Source organism: Blautia stercoris (assembly GCF_054657695.1).
The window spans coordinates 974,778-1,000,564 of sequence record NZ_BAAHYF010000002.1; the positions used below are offsets into that span (position 1 = coordinate 974,778).

21 protein-coding genes, 5 pseudogenes and 1 riboswitch are annotated in these 25,787 nt (G+C 37.7%); of the genes and pseudogenes, 21 read left to right on the forward strand and 5 right to left on the reverse strand.

Annotated features, from left to right (window positions below):
* Positions 1-13 precede the first annotated feature (13 nt).
* Positions 14-2,563 (forward strand): ABC transporter permease, encoded by a 2,550-nt coding sequence (locus tag ACYQ2D_RS14305; RefSeq protein WP_459785904.1) that lies wholly within the window; start codon positions 14-16, stop codon positions 2,561-2,563.
* 61 nt (positions 2,564-2,624) lie between these two features.
* Here the strand turns inward: ACYQ2D_RS14305 and ACYQ2D_RS14310 are convergent.
* The 4 genes and pseudogenes from ACYQ2D_RS14310 to ACYQ2D_RS14325 form a co-directional block, all read right to left on the reverse strand.
* Positions 2,625-2,869: pseudogene (locus ACYQ2D_RS14310) on the reverse strand (MobQ family relaxase); the annotation flags it as partial.
* Positions 2,865-3,613 (reverse strand): annotated as a pseudogene (locus ACYQ2D_RS14315) (ATP-binding protein); the annotation flags it as partial. The pseudogenes ACYQ2D_RS14315 and ACYQ2D_RS14310, both read right to left, overlap by 5 nt.
* Positions 3,610-4,326 (reverse strand): annotated as a pseudogene (locus ACYQ2D_RS14320) (replication initiator protein A). The pseudogenes ACYQ2D_RS14320 and ACYQ2D_RS14315, both read right to left, overlap by 4 nt.
* 106 nt (positions 4,327-4,432) lie before the next feature.
* A complete protein-coding gene (locus ACYQ2D_RS14325; RefSeq protein WP_243182713.1) occupies positions 4,433-4,750 on the reverse strand; it encodes an adenylate cyclase in 318 nt (105 codons plus the stop codon).
* A 243-nt stretch (positions 4,751-4,993) separates the two neighbouring features.
* On the opposite strand from ACYQ2D_RS14325, the gene ACYQ2D_RS14330 reads away from it, so the two are divergent.
* The 5 genes from ACYQ2D_RS14330 (at position 4,994) to ACYQ2D_RS14350 (ending at position 9,156) form a co-directional block, all read left to right on the forward strand.
* Positions 4,994-5,719: a M15 family metallopeptidase gene (locus tag ACYQ2D_RS14330; RefSeq protein ID WP_459785905.1), complete on the forward strand. Its 726-nt coding sequence runs from the start codon at positions 4,994-4,996 to the stop codon at positions 5,717-5,719.
* A gap of 77 nt (positions 5,720-5,796) precedes the next feature.
* Positions 5,797-6,336 (forward strand): RNA polymerase sigma factor, encoded by a 540-nt coding sequence (locus ACYQ2D_RS14335; RefSeq protein ID WP_459785907.1) that lies wholly within the window; start codon positions 5,797-5,799, stop codon positions 6,334-6,336.
* Positions 6,323-7,102 (forward strand): hypothetical protein, encoded by a 780-nt coding sequence (locus tag ACYQ2D_RS14340; RefSeq protein WP_459785909.1) that lies wholly within the window; start codon positions 6,323-6,325, stop codon positions 7,100-7,102. Before ACYQ2D_RS14335 ends, ACYQ2D_RS14340 begins: the two co-directional genes overlap by 14 nt.
* A complete protein-coding gene (locus ACYQ2D_RS14345) occupies positions 7,086-7,970 on the forward strand; it encodes an ABC transporter ATP-binding protein (RefSeq protein ID WP_118701151.1) in 885 nt (294 codons plus the stop codon). The genes ACYQ2D_RS14340 and ACYQ2D_RS14345 overlap by 17 nt, the downstream gene beginning before the upstream one ends.
* Positions 7,963-9,156 carry an ABC-2 family transporter permease gene (locus ACYQ2D_RS14350; RefSeq protein WP_187558693.1) on the forward strand — a complete coding sequence of 398 codons (1,194 nt, stop codon included), beginning with the start codon at positions 7,963-7,965 and terminating at the stop codon, positions 9,154-9,156. The genes ACYQ2D_RS14345 and ACYQ2D_RS14350 overlap by 8 nt, the downstream gene beginning before the upstream one ends.
* Before the next feature lie 110 nt (positions 9,157-9,266).
* Here ACYQ2D_RS14350 and ACYQ2D_RS14355 read toward each other — a convergent pair.
* Positions 9,267-10,748 (reverse strand): annotated as a pseudogene (locus ACYQ2D_RS14355) (tetratricopeptide repeat protein); the annotation flags it as partial.
* Here ACYQ2D_RS14355 and ACYQ2D_RS14360 point away from each other — a divergent pair.
* The 15 genes and pseudogenes from ACYQ2D_RS14360 to ACYQ2D_RS14430 all read left to right on the forward strand — a co-directional run bounded on the left by ACYQ2D_RS14360 (position 10,720) and on the right by ACYQ2D_RS14430 (position 25,718).
* Positions 10,720-11,052 (forward strand): DUF4316 domain-containing protein, encoded by a 333-nt coding sequence (locus ACYQ2D_RS14360; RefSeq protein WP_330600365.1) that lies wholly within the window; start codon positions 10,720-10,722, stop codon positions 11,050-11,052. The pseudogene ACYQ2D_RS14355 and the gene ACYQ2D_RS14360 overlap by 29 nt on opposite strands.
* A 1-nt stretch (position 11,053) precedes the next feature.
* Complete coding sequence (locus ACYQ2D_RS14365; protein ID WP_330600367.1) at positions 11,054-11,290, forward strand: transposon-transfer assisting family protein; 237 nt, start codon at positions 11,054-11,056, stop codon at positions 11,288-11,290.
* A gap of 294 nt (positions 11,291-11,584) precedes the next feature.
* Positions 11,585-11,947, forward strand: a pseudogene (locus ACYQ2D_RS14370) (IS1634 family transposase); the annotation flags it as partial.
* A gap of 537 nt (positions 11,948-12,484) precedes the next feature.
* Complete coding sequence (locus ACYQ2D_RS14375) at positions 12,485-13,981, forward strand: glycoside hydrolase family 43 protein (RefSeq protein WP_118701145.1); 1,497 nt, start codon at positions 12,485-12,487, stop codon at positions 13,979-13,981.
* A gap of 130 nt (positions 13,982-14,111) precedes the next feature.
* A complete protein-coding gene (locus tag ACYQ2D_RS14380) occupies positions 14,112-14,339 on the forward strand; it encodes a hypothetical protein (RefSeq protein ID WP_372555371.1) in 228 nt (75 codons plus the stop codon).
* Between the two features lie 248 nt (positions 14,340-14,587).
* Positions 14,588-15,160, forward strand: coding sequence for a ParB/RepB/Spo0J family partition protein (locus ACYQ2D_RS14385; protein ID WP_459785912.1), 573 nt, complete (start codon positions 14,588-14,590; stop codon positions 15,158-15,160).
* 234 nt (positions 15,161-15,394) lie between these two features.
* Positions 15,395-16,756, forward strand: a complete 1,362-nt coding sequence (locus ACYQ2D_RS14390; RefSeq protein WP_118701143.1) for an ankyrin repeat domain-containing protein — start codon at positions 15,395-15,397, stop codon at positions 16,754-16,756.
* Positions 16,750-17,583 carry a radical SAM protein gene (locus tag ACYQ2D_RS14395; RefSeq protein ID WP_459785913.1) on the forward strand — a complete coding sequence of 278 codons (834 nt, stop codon included), beginning with the start codon at positions 16,750-16,752 and terminating at the stop codon, positions 17,581-17,583. The genes ACYQ2D_RS14390 and ACYQ2D_RS14395 overlap by 7 nt, the downstream gene beginning before the upstream one ends.
* Positions 17,580-19,199 carry an AAA family ATPase gene (locus tag ACYQ2D_RS14400; protein WP_118701141.1) on the forward strand — a complete coding sequence of 540 codons (1,620 nt, stop codon included), beginning with the start codon at positions 17,580-17,582 and terminating at the stop codon, positions 19,197-19,199. Before ACYQ2D_RS14395 ends, ACYQ2D_RS14400 begins: the two co-directional genes overlap by 4 nt.
* Positions 19,200-19,538: 339 nt before the next feature.
* A riboswitch (cyclic di-GMP riboswitch) is annotated at positions 19,539-19,622 on the forward strand.
* Positions 19,623-19,781: 159 nt separating this feature from the next.
* A complete protein-coding gene (locus ACYQ2D_RS14405; RefSeq protein ID WP_459785915.1) occupies positions 19,782-22,649 on the forward strand; it encodes a response regulator in 2,868 nt (955 codons plus the stop codon).
* 70 nt (positions 22,650-22,719) lie between these two features.
* On the forward strand, positions 22,720-23,235 hold the full coding sequence (locus ACYQ2D_RS14410) for a transporter substrate-binding domain-containing protein (protein WP_459785916.1): 516 nt from the start codon (positions 22,720-22,722) through the stop codon (positions 23,233-23,235).
* 26 nt (positions 23,236-23,261) lie between these two features.
* A complete protein-coding gene (locus ACYQ2D_RS14415) occupies positions 23,262-23,468 on the forward strand; it encodes a response regulator (protein ID WP_459785918.1) in 207 nt (68 codons plus the stop codon).
* Positions 23,469-23,515: 47 nt separating this feature from the next.
* Positions 23,516-23,860 carry an Hpt domain-containing protein gene (locus tag ACYQ2D_RS14420; RefSeq protein ID WP_459785919.1) on the forward strand — a complete coding sequence of 115 codons (345 nt, stop codon included), beginning with the start codon at positions 23,516-23,518 and terminating at the stop codon, positions 23,858-23,860.
* A gap of 148 nt (positions 23,861-24,008) precedes the next feature.
* On the forward strand, positions 24,009-25,007 hold the full coding sequence (locus ACYQ2D_RS14425) for an aldo/keto reductase (RefSeq protein WP_459785921.1): 999 nt from the start codon (positions 24,009-24,011) through the stop codon (positions 25,005-25,007).
* A gap of 255 nt (positions 25,008-25,262) precedes the next feature.
* The gene (locus tag ACYQ2D_RS14430) at positions 25,263-25,718 is read left to right on the forward strand and encodes a helix-turn-helix domain-containing protein (protein WP_459785922.1); all 456 of its coding nucleotides are present in this window, start codon (positions 25,263-25,265) and stop codon (positions 25,716-25,718) included.
* Positions 25,719-25,787: the final 69 nt, after the last annotated feature.

Below are 25,787 nucleotides of genomic sequence, written 5' to 3' on the forward strand. Positions count from 1 at the left end.
TGAGGGCGATTATATGGTAAAAGTAGAAAATAAAGAAACGTTACGATTATTGACGAAACGTTTTATGAAAATGAACCGAGCAAGAAATATTATTGCTGTTATTGCAATCATGTTGACATCACTGTTATTTACAAGCCTCTTTGTGGGGAGCGTATCCATGATACTTTCCAAAAGAGCAACGGAAATTAAGCAATTTATGGACTCATCCCATGCTATTGCGCAGAATTTGTCAGAAGAAGATGCGGAGAGATTGCAAAAAACAATAGAACAAAGTGATGAGGTGGAACGATATGGAACAGGCATTTTTCTGGGAGCAGGAAGAGATAAACATTTTGGCTTTTCAGTAGAAATTAGATATGCAGATAAAAATATGGCAGAAAGCTTTAATTGTCTGCCAACTACAGGAAGACTGCCAGAGAAGGAAAATGAAGTAGCAGTCAGCAGCTTGGTACTGGAAGCACTGGGAGTTACACCAAAGATTGGGGAAGAAGTCACGCTGACGTGGGAAGTAAATCCAATGCTGAAACAATACAAAACAGATACATTCCAGATATGTGGATTTTGGCAGGGTGATAAGGCTGTTTTAGGTCAGATGGTCTGGGTATCTGAAGCCTATGCGAAGGAGAATTGTTATCCTGTTACACAGAAAGAATTAGAAAATGGTATCTATAATGGGGGAAAGGAGTATTCTGTCTGGTACAAGAATCTTTGGAATCTGGAAAAGAAAACAGAAAATATATCTAAGACAGCAGGATTTACGAAAGCAGGGACAGGATTGGAGATCAATCCGGCATATAATCTTTTTGAAGAGGATTCATTTTCATTCACTTCCCTTATTGTAATGGTACTGTTTGTGATATTGGCTGGTTACTTAATTATTTATAATATTTTTAATATATCCGTGAAAACGGATATTAGAGCCTACGGATTATTGAAGAACGTGGGAACAACAGGAAAACAATTGAAAAAAATTGTACGTATGCAGGCATGGAAATTGTCAGCAGTGGGGATTCCAATCGGATTGATCTTCGGTTATCTTGCAGGTTTTCGTATGTCGCCGGCTCTGACAGCAGATGCCCAAATCAGTGCACAGGCAGGACAAACTACACAGACAGTAGTATCAGCTAATCCTTTGATTTTTTTTGCAGCAGCTCTTCTGACACTTTTAACGGTGTATTTATCCAGTCTACAGGCTTGTAAAATGGTGGAAAGAGTTTCGCCTGTGGAAGCCCTACATTTGGCAGAAGGAGAGCAGTCACAGAAGAAAATAAAAAAGAATACTTCTGTAACCTGGTGGGGAATGGCAGTTCAAAATGTGTTCCGTAACTGGAAAAAGGGATTGATTGTTATGCTTTCTATCGCTCTTTCTATGGTAGTGGTCAACTGTATCGTGATGTTGGTGCAGGGATATGATTTTGATTCTTACCGAAAAGTGTTTTTAGCTTCCGATTTTCAACTGGATCAGATGACGGGAAGTTTGTCAAATACGAATTTCAACGGTATTACACCTGAAATCAAAGAGATTTTGGACGAATGTCCTGATAGTGCTAAGACAGGATATGTGTATTATTCTGAAGAAACCCACAAGATGGAGCCGGAACTTCTGAAAACATGGGAAGCATTCGCAGATAAATATGAAAAAAACTGGACCGATTATGAAGAACAGGTTTGGGAAGATGCAAAGGCTTCCAATACAGTAAGTGTTCATTTTCTCGGAATCAGCGAGTCGGTGTTTGACAAATTAGAATGGAGAGGGGAAAAATGCTCTTGGGATACATTTAAAAGCGGAAATTATGTGCTTGTAGATTATGGTGATAAATATGCAGAGCATCCGGTTTCTTATTATCAGACTGGGGATGTTTTTCAGATGGAGTACAAAAATGGAAACCAAAAAGATTACGAAGTCATTGGAGAAGCACTGATGCCATATGCATTGGATTATCCGTATGCAGACCTTATCTATATTACGGTATTAGTTCCAGAAGATGAGTATATTACCCAGACGGGAAATGAATCAGCCATGTATGCTGCCATCGATGCAAAGAAAGGAGCAGATAAGCAGATAAAAGAATACATTGATGAAAATGTTTTGAAAGAAAATGAAATGATCAATGTGTTTTCTGTATTGGACATGAAAGAGAGTTTTCAGCGGTATGTCAGTAAATATTATATGATCGGTAGTTTTCTTGTCGTTATTTTAGCATTTATTGGCATTATGAATTTCTTTAATACAACAGCAACTTCTGTAATTAGCAGAAAAAAAGAACTGGCACTTTTGGAAGTTGTTGGAATGACGAAAAAACAGATATCGAAAATGCTAGTGGCTGAGGGATTCCTATATTTGGGAGGCGCATTTATGATTGCAGTATTGTTAGTTGTGGTTGGAGCAAAGCAGATTTTAATAAATACACTCGGTACGGCATTTTTCTTCCGGCTGCATCTTACGATAGTGCCATGTGTGCTTATGATTCCAATTTTGGTTGGGATTGCGTATGTGATACCAAAGTATCAGTTTGAAAAGATGAGTCGGGAAAGCATTGTTGAAAGGATTCGGAAAGAATAATAACAATGTGTAAATTAGGCGTATGGATTTGATGGATCCATGCGCCTCTTTTTAAAGGAAATTATAATTCCATATCATGTGACCTTTTCTTAGCTCGAACAGGCTGATTTCGTCGCATCTCCTGTTTCCTCTGATATTCAAGATCCCATGCACGATGGGAGAAAACATCAGGATCCTCCACATTGAGATAATCCACCTCATTGGCTGCAATATCACGACGGTGATAGTCATAATATTTACCGAAAGTCCCTTGAGCTGTTCAATCAGCTTATCCCGAAAATCAGGACGTATCTGGATTCTGACATCTCTCCAGAATACGGTCATAAATTCGTTTGTGTGCGATATCAGCGGCGTTATTCAGTTCTGATAAAGTGAGATTGGTCGTTATGATCAGGGGCTTTTTACTGCGGTAACGACTGTCGATCACATTGAATACCTGTTCCAGTGCAAAGTCAGAGTTCCGCTCAATTCCGAGATCATCAATAATCAGAAGACTGTAGCGGTTTAAACAGTTGATGAACTGGTTTCTGTCTTCAAAATGCATTCCGGTAAGGGTATTCAGAATCCGGGAAAAGTTGGTCATCAGTACAGGAACGCCTTTTTCCAGAAGGGCATTGGCAATGCAGCCTGCAAAAAAAATTTTCCAGTACCGACATCACCCCAGATGAGAAGTCCGGAAGCGTTTGCTTTCATCTCTTCCCAGTTGCTTACATAATTGTGTGCCAGTTTTATTTCCGGATTGATGCCGTTATCTCTGGCAAAAGTGTAGTCATAGAGGACTTTGTCCTGTAAGCTGCTGGTTTTAAGATGCTCTATTTCCATTTGTTTTTCATGAAGTTTTCTCTGGACTTCTTCCTGCTCAAAGATTTCCTGCTGGCATTTACAGCGGATGGAAGGAATAAGAACCTTTCCCTGTAATTCATGCCGGCATTGTCTTGGCGTATTGCATTTGGAACAGTAGATCAGGTGGTCTGTTTTGTTAAAATATTCATCAGGCTGAAGCTCTCTGTTTGGTGTTATAGCGGTTGCTTTTTCTGTAAATCTTGTCATAGTGTTTCGTATTCCTCACTTTCGTAATTTCTTTGCCGGGAAGCAGGATGATCCTGTCTTGCCCAGTTGATGATGGTAGCTGCATGGTTCTGATATTGCTTTCCGGTAGAAGCCATATAACCGGATAAGCGTTCAATATAATCCTTCCAGTCAGGGATTGTCTGCCGGATATCTTCAAGCTCTTTTTCTGACAGAAAAACATTTTGAAATTTTCCATAGGGTGAGAGTGGCTCCTTACTCCCTCTTTTTTCTAAATTGTTCTTTTTTATCTCTTTCTTATTACCAGACAGTTTTCTGTCTGTATCAGGGAAAGAATCCTGTCTGTCAATAGGACAGTTTTCTGTCTGTCTTAGGGAAAGAAATCTGTCTGTATAGTGGATGGTTTCTTTTGGGAGTTTTACATAAATCCGGTTGGGCTGTCCGGGTCCCTGCCGTTTTCGGAAGATAAGCTCCTGTTTTTCCAGCACTGCCAGAGCAGTTTTAATCGTCATCTGGCTTTTGTGGAGAACTTCTGCCAGTGCTTCAATTGTAAAGTAAATGAACACATGACCATCGATATCTGACCAGCCCTCATTTTTCTAGGAAAGCCTTGCCCGGTCGAGCAGGATAATATAAAGCATTTTGGCAGTTTCGTTTATTCCCATGTCCAGAAGAAAACGGGGAAACATCATATAAGATGGCAGGTTGGTGTCTGCTGTCAGAAAGTCCGTTATGTGTTCACCTCCAATCAGTTATTCTCCAAGAAAATCCCAGTCTACATCATTATCTGGCTGTGAATTTTCAGGTGTTGGAAAGGACGCCCTGATTTGGGTAATGTCATTAACTGATTTGGGGCTCCCTTTGCGCCATGCCTGCAGTCAGTCCGGAAAGAAAAAGTGGCAATGCCTGTTTCAGACTGTTTTCCACTGCATCTACAATCTGTTTAACAAAAAGTTCTTCCCGTTCTCTTGTTTCCAGATAAGGATCAGCCTGTGTGCGGTAGTAGCGGTCAAAATAATCTACCAGTGCAAGAGAGATTACCTGACTGTAAGATTTAAAATCCTGCCTGTCCATCGTCTGTAAATATTCCCAGGCTCTCCGCTGTTGTTCTTTGTCCAGATTAAAGCGCAGGTTTGTGTTGCGGATATTGTTCTGCATGGTTTATCCCCTCCTTTTTTCGTATTGATTGATTCAGCAGGTCGTACCGGTGTGGTACTGCTCTGCTGTGGGATAAGCATACGAAAATCGGAGGAAAAAGGCATTGAGGGGAAATTGAGCTGGAATTGAGAAAAAATAAACTTTTTATTGATAAATAAGTTTAGATACTAACTCTTTTGTTGTTTTGGTTGTTAATTATATTAAAAGTAGAAATATTTTGATAATGAAAATGTGGGAGAGAAAATGAACAAAAGAAGATACAGCAATCGCAGAAGAAAGAATATTTTACGTGTATTCATTCTTTTAATGACTATCATAATAACCGTTGTAATGTGGAGAACAATAAAAATCGATGTGCAGGTTGGAGAATTAACATTACCGAAAATTTTGCAGTCAGAAAAGTCCTTTGCAGACACTTCGGGTGAATGGAATCTTATTTTGGTCGATCGAAATCATTATATTCCAAATAATTATCAAGTAGAATTGACAGAATTGTCGAATGGTAAAAAAGTAGATTCACGGATTTATCCAGAGTTACAACAAATGTTTAATGATGCAAGAGCTGAGGGGCTAGCACTGTTTGTTAGAGAAGGATATCGAACAACAGGAGAACAACAAAAAATTATGGACGAGAAAATCAATGAATATGAAAAACAAGGATATTCTGCGAAAGAAGCAAAAAAAAGAGCCGAGAAATATGTTGCAATTCCCGATACAAGCGAACACCAATTAGGACTGAGTGTTGATATTAATGCGGATACCGACAAATGTTCTTCTGAAAAAGCATATCAATGGTTAGACGAAAATGCATATAAATATGGGTTTGTAAAACGTTACCCGGAAGATAAAACGGATATAACAGGAATTAGTAATGAACCATGGCATTACCGTTATGTTGGAACGACTGTCGCTAAAATAATGAAAGAAGAAAATTTATGTTTGGAAGAATATTTAGAAAAATATAAATAAAAACAAAAGAAAATTCTAACTTTTTTTATAGTAGGATTGTTATATTATTTAGAAAACAGAGGGAGGCAAATTTGCGAATGGAATACAAAACTGATTCTTTGTTAGTACATCTAGCAAGAGCAGGAGATGAAGATGCGTGTGAAAAACTGGTCAAAAAATATTACTCAAGCATATATCAATATTGTTTGCTACATATCAATGATCCCTATGAGGCAGAGGATTTGACACAAGAAGTGTTTACACGTTTCTTTTCCAATTTATATAGATATAAAGAATATGGAAAAGTTAAGAATTATCTTTATACAATTGCCGGAAATACCGTTAAAAATTATTACAAAAAGAAAAAAGATATTCCATCAGAGGAACTGCTAAAATCAGAGGACTGTAGTAAAAATCATGTAGAAGAGCTAGGAGTCCGATTAACGATTGAACAGGCAGTGAGAAAGTTACCGGAAGAAATTAGAGAAACGGCAGTTTTATATTTTTTTCAGGAATTGAAGCAAAGAGAAATTGCAGAATTACTTCATATCAAACTTTCTCTTGTAAAATATCGAATCGGAAAAGCAAAAGAACTTTTAATGAAAGAGTTGGAGGTGAAAAAAGATGAAGAATTATAAGCAACAAATAAAGGAATATAAAGAGGAGATTGAAGAAAAGTATGTAAGGACTGAAGCAGAGAACAAAACAGTAAAAGCATGTCAGAATATTTTGTCAGAGTCGGTTTTATCGAAACAATTGCATAGAACATCTTATTTTGAATTTTTGTATGAGCAGACAAAATTCATAAAAAAAAGATGGTGGATTTTACAAGGTTGTATTCTTATGTGTCTATGGATATGGTTGAGTAGTTATACGTCAGACATAAAAGATATGATGAGGATTATGGGAATATCTGCCACAATATTTGTGGTTCTGATTGTCCCGGAAATTTGGAAAAACAGAAGAAATGGTGCGATTGAAATTGAGCAGGCGTCTTATTACACACTGCGTCAGATTTGTACAGCAAGAATGTTAATGTTTGGAGTAGTGGATCTGGTGATCGTTATGGTGTTTTTGGCAATTACATATCAAACAACAATACTCTCGTTAAGTGATTTGGTGGTTAATTTTTTGCTTCCAGTAAATGTTTCATGTTGTATATGTTTTCGTGTATTGTACAGCAGATGGGAAAAATCAGAATATATAGCAGTGCTTTCCTGTCTGGTATGGGTTGGTTTATGGATGATAATTGTTGCAAATGATGTTATTTATCAGAAAATTGTAACTCCGGTATGGGTGGCTATGCTGATATTGACTTTTGTATATTTTATTTTTTGTGTTCAGAAGTCATTGGTATTTGATGAAAAAATTTTGGAGGATTACACGTATGAAATTAGAATTTAAAAATGTAACAAAACAATACGGAGAAGTAAATGCTGTTAATAAAGTGAATTGTGCTATGGAAAAAGGAATTTATGGACTGCTTGGAGTAAATGGAGCAGGAAAGACCACATTAATGCGTATGCTTTGTACGATTGTTCAACCATCAGAAGGACAAATATTATGGAATGGTAAAGATATATGGAAACTAGGAGGTGAATACCGAGAAGTTCTGGGATATTTACCACAGGATTTTGGATATTATCCAGATTTGACCGTATATGATTACATGATGTACATTTCTTCTATAAAAGGGTTAAAAATGCCGTTTGCCAGAAATAAAGTGAAGCAATTATTAAATCAAGTAGGAATGGAAAAATTCAGTAAAAGAAAAATGAAGAATTTGTCTGGAGGAATGGTTAGACGTGTAGGAATAGCACAGGCGATGTTAAACGATCCGCAAATTCTTGTCCTGGACGAACCTACCGCTGGATTAGACCCGAATGAAAGAATACGTTTTCGTAATTTAATTAGTGAATTGTCGGAAGAACGTTTGGTGCTCTTGTCTACACATATTGTATCGGATATTGAGTACATTGCGAATAACATTATGTTAATGAAAGATGGAGAACTTTTTTATGCAGGTACTGCGGAAGATTTAGTATCTTCTATGAAAGAAAAGGTATGGCAATGTAATGTTTCGAGAAGTATGATAGACAAATATATGAATGAATATTTGGTTGGAAATATAAAAACAACAAAAACCGGAGCAGAGCTTAGAATTATTTCAATAGAAAAGCCAACAGAAGATGCTGTGGCTGTAGAAAAAAATCTGGAAGATGCATTTCTATTTTATTTTGGAGAAAAATCGGAGGAAAAACAAGATGCTTAAATTAGAATTAAAACGAGTTTTTTCAAAGAAAATTAATGTATTTGCAATCGGATTGGCATTGATACTTGCTGTCATTTTTAGCGGATTTGCAGTTACAAGTAATCGCTATGTGGATGAGAATGGAAATGCTAGTACTGGAATTATGGCAACAAGAAAACTTACAGATAACAGACGAGCATGGAAAGGTACATTGACAGAAGATGAACTTGGAAAAGTTATAGAACAAAATAAAAATTCGGTGACACAATCCTCAGAAGAAGAAAATGCGATTTACGGAACGACATTACAACCGATAGATGATATTAGGAGTTTTATAATATCGGTATTAACACCGGATGCAGAATATGATGAAAGTGTTCTGAATCAAATTACAGAAGAAAATGTGCAAGAGTTCTATGACACTTATCATAAAAATATGGAAAAGATGGCAGAAGAATGTGGAAAGACTTCTGTACAGAAAAAATACTTGGAAAAGAAATATAATGAAATAAAATTACCAGTAGAATACGAATCTTATAGTTCATGGGATACTATGATTATGTATGTAGAAACGTATTCTATTATTCTGGCAATCATAGTTGGTTTTATTTGTGCTGGAATATTTGCAGATGATTTTCAGACAAAAGCAGATGCAGTATTTTTCTCTACAAAGTATGGACGTACAAAAGCTGTTAAAACAAAAATACTGGCAGGAATAGCTACGACAGTTATGATTTATTGTATGGGAATTATATTACTTAGTGTGATTTGTTTTGGAATTATGGGAACCAGTGGTATGAATACACCCTATCAAATGTATCAGGCATATAGTATTTACATTATGTCATATGGGCAATACTATTTGTTGACAGTTGTATGTGGATTTATAGCCAGTATGCTGGCGGCTTCAGTGTCTATGTTAGTAGCGGCTAAAATGCATACAATTAGTGTCGCTGTTTGCATTCCGTTCTTTTTATATTGCTTATTGCCATTTATAGGACGGGCACTTTCTGGGTATACAACGCTTTTCAATCTGATACCAACAATTTTGACAAATGTACAGGCAAGTGTAAAAGTCCCACTTATTTATCAGATTGGGAATTGTGTATTTCGACAAATTCCGCTTGTAATGGTAATGTATACCGTGATGGCAATAGCCTTACTGCCTTTTATTTATAAGAGTTTTCGCAGATACGGAAATAAGTAAAAATTGTATTCATACTCATGAAAAACAAAGTAAGTAAAATATTTTCTGGAAAAATCAAGCATAATTTAAAGATTTAAGGCGGGCAAGTTGCCCGCCTTAAATTGCACGTATTATGTTAAAAGACCAGATAGAGTTTTTCCAATGGAAAATCCAATCTGTGGATATAACTCCTGAATCTCCTGATATTTTGCTTTAATCATTTCTGGTTCATCAGCCCAGATCTTTTTATATATTTTGAAAGCTCTTTTAAAATGTGTTTTGGCCTGCGGAAGATTGGCAGTCATCAGATAAATGGTTCCAAGGGTTTCCTGTACTTTGGCATAATCCAGACAGTCATCGGAATGATATTCTTTGATGATGCCGGATAATCTTTGTAATTTGGAGATTCCTCTTTCAGGTTCCTGCTGTTCTGCTAGGAACATTGCATAATTGGCAATCTGAGGTATGCTGTCATTTATATGAAGCAGGTTAAATTGGTCAAGTAGTGAGATACTTTTTTCCATGTGTTCTCTTGCAAGATCGGGATGACCGTTCATGCGGTAAAGTCCACCGAGATTGGCATGAAGGTTGGAAACAAGGCGAGCATTGTCAGCAGTGATAGTTTCTATCTGGGCAAGTGCATCCTTTTCCAGTTTTATTGCTTTTTCTGGCTTGATTTCAAGAGTAGCCTGAAAATCCAGTAACAATGCCCGGTCAGAATCGGTGCCAATGTCTTTACGCTTCAAAAAATTTTTCAATTCCTGAATGATTGCTTTCATACCTTTCTGGTAATTATAATTATCCATATATGGAAAAACATTTTCCAGAAAAAGTAGATATTTTGGTATATCATCTTTTTCAATCAATTCTATGATGTTTCCTGCTGTCTAAAACAGCTTCTTGTAATAATCAACTTCAATCCCATGCATTAAACATATTTTCTGTAAAGAATCCAGTAATATGTGGCAGCGAGTTACAGATGGTTTTGTCTCTGAAAGGGTGATTTCCTGAATCATCGGATGCAGAGAGATAGTGCGACGTTTTGTTGTCTGGACAAAACCAGTCTCAATTAAATCGTTGATCTCATTTAGTGTGGGCAGTTCCAGCCATTTGGCAAATATACGGGCAGAAATACCGGTGGAAGGAAGAAAGCACATATTACACATGATATCCTGCTGTTTAAGAGATAAAGTGTATAACGAAAACAGCGTATGGATATGACTGTAATAGGTGGCTTTGCTGCTTTGTCCATCTTTGATTATTTTAATTTTATCTTCGTTATGGAAAGATGCTTTTTCCACCTGAAGTCTTGTTAATAACTGGTCTGGAGTTGAGATTCCATTTTCCAGAAGTTTTGCTGCCAGTTCCACGGCAAAAGTATGAGAGTGAACAGTTTCGATGATCTTTTCAACTGTTGGCCGGTACGTGTCTGCCTCTGAATAAAATACTGATGTCAGCTGGAAGAGAGCGTTCATATCCTCTATTTCTTTTAATGGCAGAGTACAGTATTCATCCAGTTTGCTTCTGGTTGTAAACAAAATCTGGCAGCGATATTTTAATACTACTGACAGAAAGCTGTCCTGTGTGGCAGTGACATTAAAATTATCTATTGACGAAGGAATAGACGAGGACAGTGAGAGACAGGCAAAGGAACTGCTTGTGAAATTGGCAGAATACAAGTCGCTTGCTAAGATTGAGGAACTGGAGGAGCAGAATTATAACATGATTGATGAGAGGCTCAACAATGGCGTGGGAAAATTCAATCGTGAGGAAGAAAAGAAAGAACAGCAGGAAAAGTCAGAAGCACGTTCTTCTTTAAAGGAGCGACTGGCAGCCAAGCAGAAGGAAGCAACACAGGGAAACAATAAGGATACGAAGGAACTGGAAAAACCAAAAAATTCATATAGGGGGATATAGGATGATGAATAAATTCACAGTAGAAGAAATCAATTTCATGTGTGTTTTTGAGACACAGAACAGAATGAAGATGATGGAAGAAATCAGACGGATAATGCCGTACATAAAGGACAGCGATATGGAAGATATTGCCGGGCAGGTATTAGAAAAATTAGAAGGCATGAATGATAAAAAATTTACAGACTCCTCCAAGTATGTGTCCGCAAACACATACCCCAATTGCTATCTATACAAGTGAAATATGCAAGCACTATATGGCATTTTTCAAGATGCCCAGCCGAGAAAACAAATCGGGATGAATGGTAATAGCTGAAACATTCGGGTTTACGGATGCTTCGTATTTGGGAGTTTGACAGTTGAATATTAGAAAAAGTGGTCGCAGGTATTGATCTACCGGCATTTTTTATGTCAAATTTTCTGTTTTATTTAGTAGTAATTAGTGGTAATTCTCTTAATAGTATGCTATACTAAAAAAGATAGAGAAATTATGAGAGTTACAACGAACAAATAGAAAAATTCAGAATCCTTTTATATCACCAAAAGTTTTAAAAACAGCAAAGGAAAAAGCACTTCTGCCACTGTCAGAAAATTAGGCGTGTTTAATGAATTATTAAAAGAACATGGGCCAACACGCGATGATGTTATGGCTTGGGCACGTGAAGAAGCCCGACTCGAAACGGAAAAATATAAAAAGGAACAGGCTGAGAAATCTGTGCAGATAACATTTCATGCCGACCGAAGACTTGATTTCAACCAGCAAAAATTTTATTGTGGTGGTTATCTCTTTCTACAATACATTTACTATGGCTTGCAGCTAGACAAGACTTGCCGTAAGATTCGGGATAAATATGATTTCAAATTCGATATAAATGCCATTCTGTCTGCTCTCGTTTATCTATTATAGAGCAGAAAACCCCATCCGACGAGTCGACGCTACTGAAAAAGTCCTTATTTTACACAAAACGGTACAAGGTAAAGCATACTTATATGTTTTACACTACTATATATTGTATGTAAAAACAGTTTTTCAGTGCCCTCACGTTAGTCGGTTGGGGTAGTTCAAGCCCCTTTACAGACGATCAAAACTTACAGATACGCTTCATGATATAAGTGGTTTTAACACGGATTATCAATTCATTACCAAACGAAAGATGAAAGAAATTCAAAAAATTAGTAAAAGGAGATAAATTACTACATTGTAAAACGAAAACCAAAATCGCTACAAGCCTTAAGTTTAAAGTCCTATAGCGATTTTTTGCCTATTGAACTGTCAAAGACAGGATTATATTTTACTGTGAGATTGTGATATTAGCAATAGTGAAATGGAGCAGAGAAGAGTTGAAAAGGCAGACGGATAAGAAACAAAGATAAAATAGTAAAAATAGAATAGAACAAAGAAAGAATATGGAGATAAAACAGAAAGGAATAAACAATGAATGTAAATCCTATAACAAGATTGGATTATCCAGATCCGGACGTGATCCGCGTAGAAGACACCTATTATATGGTATCCACAACCATGCACTTTATGCCGGGCTGTGAGATTCTGCAGTCTTTTGATCTGGTGCACTGGGAGCATGTGACTTATGTCTATGAGACGTTGGATCATACGGATGCGCAGCAACTGAAAAGCGGTCAGAATATTTACGGACAGGGCATGTGGGCAGCTTCCCTGCGCTATCATGAAGGCCGATTTTATATCTGCTTTGTGGCAAATGATACCCGTAAGACTTATTTGTATACTTCGGAAAAAATAGATGGTCCATGGAAAAAGCAGCTGATAGAAGGCTTTTATCATGACGGCTCTTTATTATTTGATGAGGATGGCAGAAACTATATTGTATATGGAAATGATGAAATTTGGATTACAGAATTGAATGAAGATTTGACTGCACCAAAGAAGGACGGATTACATCGTCTTTTAGTCAGTGATCATAAGAACCCGGAGCTAGGCTATGAGGGTTCTCATATTCAAAAAATAAACGGCTATTATTATATTTTTCTGGTTCATTCCCTGAGAGACCGCTGGATGCGGACGGAAGCATGCTTTTACAGTGATTCTCTGGAAGGAGAATTCACGGGTGGAGATGTACTTTGTGATGATCGTGGATATTGTGGACAGGGCGTGGCACAGGGAGGAATAGTGGATACGCCGGATGGAAAGTGGTATGCAATGCTGTTTCAGGATTCCGGAGCAGTTGGACGGATTCCTATTCTGCTTCCGGTTACCTGGAAGGATCATTTTCCGTTTTTTGGACAGAACGGACATGTGCCGGAAGAAATAGAGGTTCACAGTACCAGACCAGGATATATTTATCAGCCATTAGTGGGAAGTGATGATTTCTGTAATGGGTTGCTTCCGCGCTGGCAGTTTAATCATGATCCAGATCCACGGTACTATCATCTGGATGCATTGCAGGGAACCTATACAATTACAACACGGGAAGTTTGTACAGAGCTTACACAGGCAGTAAATACGCTTACGCAAAGGATGAGTTATCCGTCCTGCGCAGCTGAGGTTACTGTTGATGCTTCTGCATTGAAAGAGGGCGATATCGCAGGTTTGTGTGTGTTGCAGAGCTGTTATGCTGCAGTTGGCATTACAAAACATCATGGAAAATATGAAGTCCTTATGCTGGATAAAAAAGAAGATGGTATATTGGATATGACGGAAGGAACTGTTGTTGAATCACACCAGATGGATTTTCGTCTTGAAGCAGATTTCTGTAACATGAAGGATGAAGCACGCTGCTATTACCGGGTAAATAAGGGAGACTGGCTACCCATCGGAACCGTGCATAAGCTGTACTTCAAACTGGATCATTTTACTGGTTGCCGGTTTGGTCTGTTCTGCTATGCGGCAGAGGAAACAGGAGGAAGTGCCTGCTTCCGGGATTTTAAGTATTATGATGTTGATGAAATCTCATAAAGATAGAACTGCATAAAATAAGTGTCGGAATTTACTCAAATTTTTCCTACTTTGGACATTGGTTTTTACAACGGTATTGTATAGTGAAGCAGAGGAAAAACTAAACATGTTTCAGAGAGGAGAAACGATTATGAGAATTAAGAGTATGATGAAGGGTATGCTTGCTGTTGTAATGGCAATGTCTATGGCAGCATGCTCCGGAGCACCTGCAGCAGACCAGACTTCTTCTGAGTCACCGTCACCGGCACAGACAGAAAGTACAGCAGCAACAGAGCAGGAAACAATCGTAACAGAAGTATCTGCAGAAACGCAGACGCATATAGAGACAATAGTTGCACTACATCGGACCGATTTGTAAGAATCCTTGATTTTAGGCACTTTGAGAGGTTTTTCAGGTTTGACCAGAGTGACCGAAAAACGTATAAAAAGGCTATTTCTGATGGAGTAAACGTGTCTGTGGTATTGGACTGCGGTTTCAGAAACACATCAAAGAGAAAGTAATACATTTATCATTCAACTAAATAACAGAAGCGTGAAAGACCGTTCATTTTCAAGAAAAATTGAAAGTGAGCGGTCTTTCTTTGTATCTGAAAGTCATCGTATCAGATGGATTTCAGAATAGATGAATTCGATGTATTCGAGAAAGGCGATTTTATGGAGACGATACGGAATGTGGAAATAAACCAGTTGCATGATTTTAAGAATCGTCCATTTAAGGTGGAAGTAAATACGGAATTATGCGAGCTGATGAAGAGTATTGAGAAAGAAGGAGTGATTGTGCCACTTCTGGTAAGGACGAATCCTTATGGGGATGGATATGAGATAATATCCGGTCATAGGCGAAAGGAAGCTGCTATATGGGCAGGAGAGACGAAGATTCCGGTTGTGATAAGAGAATTGGATGATGATCAGGCAGTTGTGGCAATGGTTGACTCTAACCTGCATAGAGAGAATCTGAAGCCAAGTGAGAAAGCATTTGCGTATAAGATGAAGCTGGATGCCATGAAACATCAGGGAAAGCGGTTATCGGATGATTCACTGTCAGATAATGGAGCAGAAGTGCTGGCAGGTAATGAAGCAAATCATATGACTTCGGCTCAAGTTGGACCGAAGTGTGACACAGATGGAAATGACAGAGCGGATAATTCGGAGAATAGACAACGATATTATAAGAAGTAGTGATGCATTTAGAAATTTGAATAGCTGGTTAATGCAACTGATCTATTTGTGTTGTTGCAAGTAGCTTCATTTAGTTGCATATATTAAGTAAATGAAGTGATGAGTTGCGCCTTTTGAATATTTGTTGCAAAAACACACCTTTTCGTTGTGAAAAATATAACGAGGTATATAATGAGAGTATGAGATAAAGCAAATAATCAAATTACATACATACCTATGAAAGGGGCGTTACTTATGGCAAATTATAATCAGATAGCTTTCCTTTGTTCGAGATTGAAGGAGCTTCGTGAAAAGAATGGCTGTACCATGGATGGCATGGCAAAGAAGATTGATGTATTAGAGGGCTTGGAACCAGGAACTGGTATGAACAAGTCGTCTATTTCACGTGTTGAAGGTGGAAAAACTGCAGAAAAAACTCTATTGGAAATGGCAAGAAAATATTGTAAGGTTTTTGGAATGTCAGAATCACAGACCGAACAATTTTTAAGAGGGGAGAAGGTTGCAGTTCCAGATACTTCAGCGTTACTTAAGAATTCACAGTTAATTGATGAACTGAACAAGGAATATAGCAAGGTAGTTATTCCAAAGGTAGTTGTTGATGAATTAGATAATATAAAGAATAAGAACTCAGGTTCTCTTGGGAGAAAGGCTTGGGAAGTTATTCGTGGTATTAGCTATGGTTCTCGTACAATTCTTATGGAATATAATGGCGATGCTGATGAAGATAACGAAGATTGCAAAATAATATATATTGCACAGGAGGCTTCTGATACATATCACTGCAAAGTAGATATCATAACAGAGGACACCGATTATTCAGCATATCTTAAAGGGCATGAATCCGTTTCAGCATTACATCTTAGAGAATATATGGCTACTAAGCAGGATCTTATCAATATGACTAAATTGGCTAGAATTGACGCTTATTACGCAGATTCATATGAGGAATGCGAAGAACCGACAGCAGACGAAGTTAATGCATATCTTCAGGATGGAAATACCCTTATTATTTCTGCTGTAAGAAATAATAGGGTCACAATTGAGCAAAGAAAAGAAAAAATCAAATGGCTCATTCAGCTTGGTGCAGATGTGAATAAGCGTGATTGCAGTCGTAGATATTTCCCTGCTATATCGCATGCAGTGCAGATGAAGGATTATGAGATGTTTATGTTTTTGCTTTTAGAGTGTAAGGCAAATCCTAATGTTGGAAGTAGAAATCCTTTTGATGCCGGAAAAGTACGCCAGAAGAATGAGGGCAATATGCCATTAATGATTGCTGCCTGGGAGGGAAAGAAGGATTTTGTAATTGCTTTATGTGAGGATGAAAGAACCAGTATTAACCAGCAGGACGCTAATGGATTTACTGCGCTCATGAAGGCCTGCATGAATGGTCACTTTGAAAATAATAAGGAAAAGCATACTTGGGATATTCGAAAGATACTCATTGATGCAGGAGCTGATCAGAAGATCGTTGACATTGATGGTAAAACTGCTACTGATTGGGTTAGTGAGTATCATGAATCTGGTCCTACAAGAAAGCAGTTTAATAGAGGTAACAATAAGAATAGTCAGAAAAGAGGGAATAGAAGATGGTAACACGAGCTTGTATATCGATAAATAATCGATGCAATCTCAATTGTACTTATTGCCATTTTCAGGAGAAGAAGAATTACATTCAAGAGGACAATATGGATGTAATTACTATCCTTGATATTATTACTTCGCATATTGAAGACAACGATATTGATTTGTTTAAGTTAGGGTTCGTGGGTAATGGAGAACCAATGTTAGATTATGAAAAACTTAAGCAGTATATCGCTCATATTGGCGATTATTTGAAATCTGGAAGAATTGCTGCATACACCATTACAAACGGTCTTTTAGTTGATTGTGAGAAGTTAGAATTCTTCAAAGAATACAATGTAAATGTTGGCTTTTCAGTAGATGGAATCTCTGCTATTCACGACAAGTATAGATGTGGAACTCATGAGCGAGTGATGGAAAATATAGCTTTATACAAAGAAGTGAATGGGAAGTATCCTTCTATGAATTGTACTGTTGGAAAAGAGATAATTGATAATCCGGAAGCGACCATAGGGTTCTTTGAACAATTTGGTAATAGGATTACGTTTTCTAGGATGATTGGAAAACAGGGGATATCGCTACCTGATTTTAATGCGTTCTTGAATAAGGCGATGGAACGATTGAATGTTAGAACTGGTGGCTACGACTGTACCATGTATGGTGGTATGTGTGGTGCAGGAATGGATAATATTTTTTACGCAAATGGAAAGATATTCATATGTGGTAATTGTATTGATTTACCTTTTTCAATGCCTTACGACACACCTCTAAATGAGGTCAGTTTTGACGTTATCGATTTTGACAGAAACTGTTGTTTCAAGGAGGTGTTTACTGGTTGAAAATAGCATTATATGGAATGCCTTGTGCAGGCAAAAGTACATTGATGGATAGAATAACTGATGCAAAGGTTATTAATGGCAGCCAGGAGTTGAGACGTATTTGCGGTGGTTCCTTTTTGGAACTATCAGAAGAAGAGAAACATCAAGTTAGAATTAAATACACAGAATATATTAATGGTTTGAATGATGAAGTAATTGTTTCAGATGGACACTATTCATTTATGGAAACTGTTGCATTTACTGAGGCTGACGGAGATTTGTACGACATCTTTATTTATCTGTATTGTTCTCCGGAAAATCTTAAGGAAAGATATGCTTTGTCAGAGAAAAATGCTAAGTTTGCTGGCGAGTCCATTGAGTCGTTAAGACAATGGCAGGAGTTTGAAATAAATAATCTTAGAGAGGAATGTCATAGGCGAAATAAGGACTTTTACGTTGTAAGTGATAATGAAGAAGAACAGAATAAGTTTTTTGATTTCTTATCTTTACTTCGAGAAGGTTTCAGCTCCTACGATTTAGCGACAGATATCTGTAATCAAATAATGGAGCAGTTCAACAAGCAGGATATCTTGTATATGGTTGACGGAGATAAAACCATTATTATTCAAGATTCATATAGGTTCTGTTGTAATGGTAAGACAAAGATCTTCGATGGAGATTTTTATACTGGCTATCAATCATTTCTTTTTGAAAAGGAATTACAAACCGCGTCTATTGACAAATCTAAAATTGCAGAGATAACAATTAATAATGAAGTGTATGACATAGTTGCATCGAATAATTATGTTGTGCTTTCTTCCGGAATAAAAGATTTGTGGAGCGATATTGCTAATGCTAAGAATCTTGGAACTATATTTGCTAGTCCATACATAAGTGCAGATGTTAAGTATTATGTCGTAAAGCAATTGCGAGAACATGGATACACTATTTTTGCCTATGGAGATAGCAAGATTGATTTATATATGTTACGCGAGGCTGATAAAGGATTTCTGTATATTGGTAAGCGAATAAGCAGATCATTGAAGAATGAAAGCTTATCAGGCTTGGTGCCGATTTACGATCATTCTTTGGTGATATTGGCTGATGAGGACGAAGAAGTACAAGCTGATATTGCTATCTGCAAATCGAATTCAGGAATAAGTGGAAGTAGGCTGGCAGCAGCACATGTGCGTTTAGGAGAAAAAATAGGAAGGCACATTGCTACCGTATTTCCAGAGAAAAATACATCAATCTTAGTTTTGGAACGAGGTGGCAGGTTTTTTGGTGACGGAGTATATATGGGAGCAGGCGGCATTTTTTATTCGATGAACCCGAAGCAAGATGATGCTCCTGTGATTAATACAGAGAGAGTAGTTATTGTTGATAGTGTGATTAATACTGGAAAATCAATAATGAGGATTATTGATGAGTTAAAGAATCATAATCCAGGCATTGACGTTATTATCGCTGCAAATGTTATTCAGAATGAAGCTGTCGAGTTGTTTAAGGATTATCTCGTGTTTGCAACAAGGCTTTCGAAGAATTCATTTGTAGGAGTCAATCAATCAAAGCAAACTGGCAAAACAGGACCGGATACTGCAGATAGACTTTTTAATTTAATAAAAAAACGATATTGAAATGATTTTGGTGCAACAAGATTATGAAAATTTTGGATGAAGATTTAAAATTGTGTAAGAGTAAAACTGATGACGGAGAACAGTTAGTATGGTTACCATTAGAAGAAATAGCATTACAATGGAGACATCTCTAATGCGTATCTAGCCGTCAACCTAAGAAGCAGGAAACAGTAATGTCAATGCTGCGTGGACTTCGGAAGTAGAAGAACAGTTCGAGTATATGTATCGGCTGTTCTTTTTTTGTTTTCAGGCGTTAAAACGGTAATGTTTTTTCTTGTGTACAGTAGAGTGCTATAGTATAATAAAACCAGTTTTTTTGCATAAGTATTAAAGCTATAATATGGAAATCGGCAAACCAGATGAAAGTCTGGGACGCAAAGCGTAACAAGTCCCTCAAAGATTGAGGGATTGAGGGAGTTTGAAGCGGACTTGTCCGCTTTGTTCTGGTAGAGCACTTGAATAAGTAATACAGAAGCTGTTTGGAAAAATATTGTGAAAAATAGCGGGGAGGTTATTGATAATTAATGAATGTAAAATTAAAATCTGGAAGCAAGCAACTGTAGCCTAGAGGAGGGGAGAAAGATGAAGAAGTGCAAATTAGTACAGAATATAATGAATTTCAAATTTTGTTACATTATATTTTGCACAATTATATGTTTTATTGTTTTATCCGTTCCTACATTTGCCAAAGAAAACTCTGACAATGTTATCCGGGTAGGATCTTTTGAAGAAACTTATAATACCGTCAATGAAAAGGGGGAAAGAAGAGGATATGGTTATGAGTATCTTCAAGATATTGCAGGTTATGCAGGATGGACATATAAATACATAACAAGTGATTGGAAAAACTGCTTTACACAGTTGGAAAATGGAGAGATTGATATTCTTGGTGGCATTTCCTATACAGACGAACGTGCTGAAAATATGCTTTTTTCCGATATGCCTATGGGGGAAGAGAAATATTACATCTATACGGATGCATCCAATATGGATCTTACAGCAGGAAATTTGGATTCTTTTGAGGGAAAAAATATTGGTGTGTCTAAAGATAATATAGTGGAGGATGTGCTTAATGAATGGGAATCAAAATATGGTCTGCATACGAAGCATATCAATGTTTCTAATACCGCAGAAGTTATGGACAAACTGTCGAAACATGAAATTGACTGCTTTGTTTCGGTAGAAGAATCCCGTTGGGAAGAATCGGATATTTCACCGATTACAAGTATTGGAGAGACAGAAATCTATTTCGCTATAAATCCAGAACGTCCGGATATCAAAGAAGCACTGGATAGTGCTATGCGCAGAATCAAGGATGACAACCCATTTTACACAGATGATCTCTACAGGCGTTATCTTTCTGCACAGAGCAGCTCGTTTCTTTCAAAAGAAGAAAGGGAGTGGATCGGGCAGCATGGTGCACTCAGGATTGGGTATCTGAAGCAGGATGGAGGTATCAGCAGTGTAGATCCATCAACAGGTAAATTGACAGGTGTTATCACAGATTATGTGGATCTTGCAGAAAATTGTCTGCAAGGTCAGACTCTGGAATTTGAATTAAATGGATATGATACAAGAAGTGAACTGCTTCAGGCATTGCAGGATGGAAAAATAGACCTGATTTTTCATGCAAACCAGAATCCATACTTTGCAGAAACAAATGGATTTGCTTTGTCGGATACGCTATTGACTCTCAATATGGCAGCAATTACGGCAAAGGATTCTTTTGATGAAAATAAAGAGAATATAGTTGCCGTTGAAAAAGATAATTTTGCATTGAAGGCATATCTTTCATACAATTATCCGCAATGGGAGGTTGTGGAATATGAGACATCAGATGCAGCAGTAAAAGCAATGCAGAAAGGGGAGACGGATTGTATTGTAAGCAATTCAGGTACTGTTTCAGACTATTTGAAAAATAATAAGCTTCATAGTGTTTTTCTGACAAAAGAAGCTGATGTTTCATTTGCTGTTCAGCAGGGAGAACCGGTTCTTTTGTCCATTTTGAATAAAACACTGACATCTATGCCTACAGCTCAATTTTCAGGTGCAGTAGTTTCGTATAATGCTTCTTCACGAAAAGTTACAGCGAAGGATTTTATTCAGGACAATTTACTGGCTGTCTCACTCATAGTTGGAATCTCTATTTTTGTTACCCTGTGTATAATTCTTGATTCTTTGAAAAAATCAAAACGTGCGGAAGAAAAATCCAAGAAGTCTGCTGAGCAGGCATTGAAGCTGAATCAGGAGCTTGAAGAAAAACAGCAGGAATTACAAAATGCACTTGCAGAAGCGCAGAGTGCCAATAAGGCTAAGACTTCCTTTTTAAATAACATGTCTCATGACATCAGGACACCGATCAATGGCATTATGGGCATGCTTACAATTCTTGAAAAAAGCGGAAATGATGGTGAGCGGGCAAAAGATTGCCTGAATAAAATAAATGAGTCTTCGAAACTGCTATTATCATTGGTAAATGATGTTTTGGATATGGCAAAGTTAGAATCTGATACCGTGGTTTTTAGTGATGAATCCATCAATCTGGATCAGGTATGTCAGGAAATCACGGAGTCACTATCTTTTCAGGCAGAAGAAAAAGGACTTCATGTTATAGGAGAACATGATGATTACAGTGGTATATATGTTTGGAGCAATGCAGTTCATCTGAAAAAAATATTGATGAATCTGTTTACAAACAGTATGAAGTACAATAAGGTGAATGGTTTTATTTACATGAGCATGAGAACGATTGAAAGATCAGAAGATCATATGACATGTGAATTTAAAATAAAAGATAATGGAATTGGAATGTCAGAAGAATTTATAAAAAATGAATTGTTTACTCCATTTGTACAGGCAGATAATTCCCCACGTTCTGATTATAATGGGACAGGTCTGGGAATGCCTATTGTGAAACAACTTGTAGAAAAGATGGGCGGAACCATAACAGTTGAAAGCAAGCTTGGTGAAGGAAGCTGTTTTACTGTAATACTTCCATTTAAAATTGATACGAATGCACGGCCAGAAGAAAAAGAAGATTTTGATGCATATATATCAGATATCCGGGTATTGCTGGTTGAAGATAATGAGCTGAATGTGGAAATAGCAGAATTTATGCTGACGGAAAATGGAGCTAAAGTAGAAACAGTGAACAATGGGTTAGAAGCTGTTCAGCATTTTGAAGCTTCCGAACCGGGAACATACGATGTTATTTTAATGGATGTCATGATGCCGGTGATGGATGGGCTTACTGCTACAAAAACAATAAGATCCCTGGAACGGCAAGATGCAAAAACAATCCCTATCATTGCTATGACTGCAAATGCATTCAGGGAAGATGCCGAAAGGTGTATGGAAGCAGGAATGAACGCACATCTTGCAAAGCCATTAGATGATAAAACAATCAAGCAGACTATATGCGAAGAATTGAGAAGCAGTAGGGACAGGTGAAAATTTATTAAAACAGGAGGTTGACAAGGAGACGTATAGAGAAATATATTTGACAGACAGGAGATTTAATATGATTTCGAGAGCAAAGAAATATGTGGCAGTGTTACTGGTTTTTGTATGCGTGTGTATGATATTTTCTCCCCAGACTGCATATGCATCCGAGGACAGTTCGCAGCATGAAACTGTCAAAGTCGGTTTCTTTGCCATGGATGGTTATCACATGATGGATGAAGAGGGGAACCGCAGCGGTTATGGCTATGATTTCCTTCGGTTGATGGCCCGTTATTGGGATGTAGATTACGAATATGTCGGATACGATCAGAGCTGGGATGATATGCAGCAGATGCTTGAAGATGGCGAGATTGATATGGTAACATCTGCCCGCAAAACACCGGACAGAGAAGAAAAGTTTGATTTTTCACGTCCGATCGGAACCAATTATGGGATGCTGACCGTCCGCAGTGACAACAGCACGATTGTGGATGGCGATTACAGTACTTACAATGGTATGCGTGTAGCACTTTTGAACGGAAGCTCACGAGATAAAGAGTTTGCGGATTTCATCCGGAAGGCACATTTGATGTAATCCTGATGGATATCATGATGCCTGAAATGAAGGGTTATGAAGCGGCAAAAGCAATCAGGGCGATGAATGACAGACCGGCTGGAAAAAACATTCCTATTATAGCAATGACAGTCAATGCATTTGCTGAAGATGTTCAGGCATCACTGGATGCAGGAATGAATGCACATTTGTCAAAGCCGATTGTGATTGAGGAAGTTATAAAAACGATTTTAAGGTATGTTCATAATGATTAGCAGAGGTTCATGAATTAGTGGAATACAATTGACAGGAGGACTAAAATATGACAATGCGAGAGTGCTATGAAGCTATTGGAGGAAACTATGAAGCTGTCCTGGGGCGCCTTCACAGCGAAGCACTGATTCAGAGATTTACATTAAAGTTCCTTGAAGACCAGAGTTATCTACAGTTAAAACAGGCATTGGAAAATAAAAATTTTGAAGATGCTTTCCGCGGTGCACACACACTGAAAGGGGTTTGCCAGAATCTTTCTTTTGACCGTCTGTATGAGGTTAGTAACGAGTTAACAGAACTTTTGAGAGATAGGACCGGAGAGCAGCCGGGGATATCAGAAGCAATGAAAAAAGTAACAGAAGTATATGAGATGACGATTGAAGAAATAATATGAAGGTTTTGAAGGCGAAGCAATTCGGTTGCTCAACGAAAACACAGTCGAAACGGTCTGTTGTCTACAAAAAATATAGAAAATAACTTTTGGATAGACTTAATAGTTTTTACTCAATAGCATAGAAAACAACAAAAACGGAGGAATTACAATGAAATTTCAAAAGCTTGGCAACACGGATATCGATGTTTCTGTGGTTGCATTAGGTACTTGGGGACTTGGGGGCGGAAGTGTTTGGACAGATAAAGATTCTACAGTTGAGGATGCGAAGCGTCTGCTTGACGTTTGCCATGAATATGGCGTGAATTACATCGATACCGCACCGGTGTATGGCACAGGCGTAAGTGAGGAGCTGCTTGGTAAGGCGCTTAAGGGAAGAAGAGAAGATTTTATTTTGCAGACCAAATGCTCATTGAATTGGAGAGATGAGGGTGGTAATTTCCATTACGAACGAGACGGTTATACCGTAAATAATGACACCCGAGCAGCAGCAGTGAAAAAGGATGTTGAGGATTCGCTGCGAAGAATGGGAACCGATTATCTGGACTCTATTATTGTACATTATGTTTGCGGCAGCTTTCCTGTGGAGGAGACGGTTGGGGCTTTGGAGGATCTGGTTCGTGAAGGAAAAATCCGCACCTATGGACTTTCTAACAGTCAGCCGGCGGATTTGGCTGCATATCAGGAAGCTGGTGGAAGAGTATCTGTTGTGCAAGAATTTTTCAGTATTCTCTCTCCTTTCCATGGCAGAGAATATTTTGAACTGTGTAAAAAGTATAATACGGTATTTCAAACTTATGGTGTACTGGAGGAAGGATTCTTAACTTCTCCGGTCTTTATGGAACGTGAATTTGCAAAAACTGACATCCGATCCAGAATACCTTGGACAGCTCCGGAGAAGAAGGAGAGGTTGCGCAGAGCTTTTAAAACTTGGAGATCGCTTTGTGAAAAATACAATTGCAGTTTTGCGGCATTAGTAGAATCCTGGGCACTGTCTCAGTATGACAGAATGAGTCTTCTGGTTGGAATGCGAAAAGCTTCCAGTGTAGAAGATACCGTAAAATGTCTGGATATTAAGCTATGTGAGGAAGATGTCAAATACATGGAGGAGGCAGTAAAGGCAATTCAGGTTGCAGTTTTAGATAAATAGAAAACTGTCGGATGTAGAAAAAAAGCATCCAAAAGAAGAAAGGACACCCGAATCGGATGTCCTTTTTTTCAAAAAGAGAGGTATATGATTATCTGTGAAACAGATGTCTGACAAAAGAAAGAAGACTAAAACGATTAGATTTCATATAGTCGTTTACAAAATTGTTACAATACATATAACGCTCGGTCTGAATCCATTCCGGAAGAACTTTTGTACCAATTAATAGAAGGAGCTATAAAAAGAGGAGAGAGGCGTATGCCGGAGCTCGAACTGTGCGTGGGAGTCGGAAGCAGGTGTATGGATATTTCCAAACTTTCGGTAAGCTATCATAGGGCAAAGGTAGCAGCGCATATGGCGATCGTGCAAAAAAAACGAGTAATAAAATTTGATGAATGTGGTTTATTTCGATTACTGTATAGGGTAGAGGACAAAGGGATATTAAAAGAATTGGAAGCGGAATGTCTGGCAGCATTAGAAGAACATGACCGCAGATACCATGCAAATTATGTGGAAACATTGCATGCGTATCTAAAACACAATGGGAGCATTCAGGCGGTAGCCTCTGAAATGTATACACATCGTAATACCGTATTATATCGGATTGGAAATATTAAAAAAATTTTGGGAAATGAATTAAAGACGCCGGAAGAGAAATTGCCTTATCATATCGCATTTTATATTCGAGAGATGCAGGGTTGGATTTACGAGTAAAAAATAGCAATTAAAATAGAAATTCATAGTTTTTAAATAGAATATCAAATGTTCATATCCATTCTAAAG

Coding starts and splice junctions, on each gene's coding strand:
- ACYQ2D_RS14415 (WP_459785918.1), top strand. CDS start 23,262: ATGAAGGGTTATGAAGCGGCAAAAGCAATCAGGGCGATGAATGACAGA.
- ACYQ2D_RS14395 (WP_459785913.1), top strand. CDS start 16,750: ATGGTAACACGAGCTTGTATATCGATAAATAATCGATGCAATCTCAAT.
- ACYQ2D_RS14330 (WP_459785905.1), top strand. CDS start 4,994: ATGAACAAAAGAAGATACAGCAATCGCAGAAGAAAGAATATTTTACGT.
- ACYQ2D_RS14380 (WP_372555371.1), top strand. CDS start 14,112: ATGAGAATTAAGAGTATGATGAAGGGTATGCTTGCTGTTGTAATGGCA.
- ACYQ2D_RS14425 (WP_459785921.1), top strand. CDS start 24,009: ATGAAATTTCAAAAGCTTGGCAACACGGATATCGATGTTTCTGTGGTT.
- ACYQ2D_RS14375 (WP_118701145.1), top strand. CDS start 12,485: ATGAATGTAAATCCTATAACAAGATTGGATTATCCAGATCCGGACGTG.
- ACYQ2D_RS14390 (WP_118701143.1), top strand. CDS start 15,395: ATGGCAAATTATAATCAGATAGCTTTCCTTTGTTCGAGATTGAAGGAG.
- ACYQ2D_RS14340 (WP_459785909.1), top strand. CDS start 6,323: ATGAAGAATTATAAGCAACAAATAAAGGAATATAAAGAGGAGATTGAA.
- ACYQ2D_RS14385 (WP_459785912.1), top strand. CDS start 14,588: ATGGATTTCAGAATAGATGAATTCGATGTATTCGAGAAAGGCGATTTT.
- ACYQ2D_RS14410 (WP_459785916.1), top strand. CDS start 22,720: ATGATTTCGAGAGCAAAGAAATATGTGGCAGTGTTACTGGTTTTTGTA.
- ACYQ2D_RS14335 (WP_459785907.1), top strand. CDS start 5,797: ATGGAATACAAAACTGATTCTTTGTTAGTACATCTAGCAAGAGCAGGA.
- ACYQ2D_RS14420 (WP_459785919.1), top strand. CDS start 23,516: ATGACAATGCGAGAGTGCTATGAAGCTATTGGAGGAAACTATGAAGCT.
- ACYQ2D_RS14350 (WP_187558693.1), top strand. CDS start 7,963: ATGCTTAAATTAGAATTAAAACGAGTTTTTTCAAAGAAAATTAATGTA.
- ACYQ2D_RS14365 (WP_330600367.1), top strand. CDS start 11,054: ATGATGAATAAATTCACAGTAGAAGAAATCAATTTCATGTGTGTTTTT.
- ACYQ2D_RS14430 (WP_459785922.1), top strand. CDS start 25,263: ATGCCGGAGCTCGAACTGTGCGTGGGAGTCGGAAGCAGGTGTATGGAT.
- ACYQ2D_RS14345 (WP_118701151.1), top strand. CDS start 7,086: ATGAAATTAGAATTTAAAAATGTAACAAAACAATACGGAGAAGTAAAT.
- ACYQ2D_RS14405 (WP_459785915.1), top strand. CDS start 19,782: ATGAAGAAGTGCAAATTAGTACAGAATATAATGAATTTCAAATTTTGT.
- ACYQ2D_RS14325 (WP_243182713.1), bottom strand. CDS start 4,750: ATGCAGAACAATATCCGCAACACAAACCTGCGCTTTAATCTGGACAAA.
- ACYQ2D_RS14305 (WP_459785904.1), top strand. CDS start 14: ATGGTAAAAGTAGAAAATAAAGAAACGTTACGATTATTGACGAAACGT.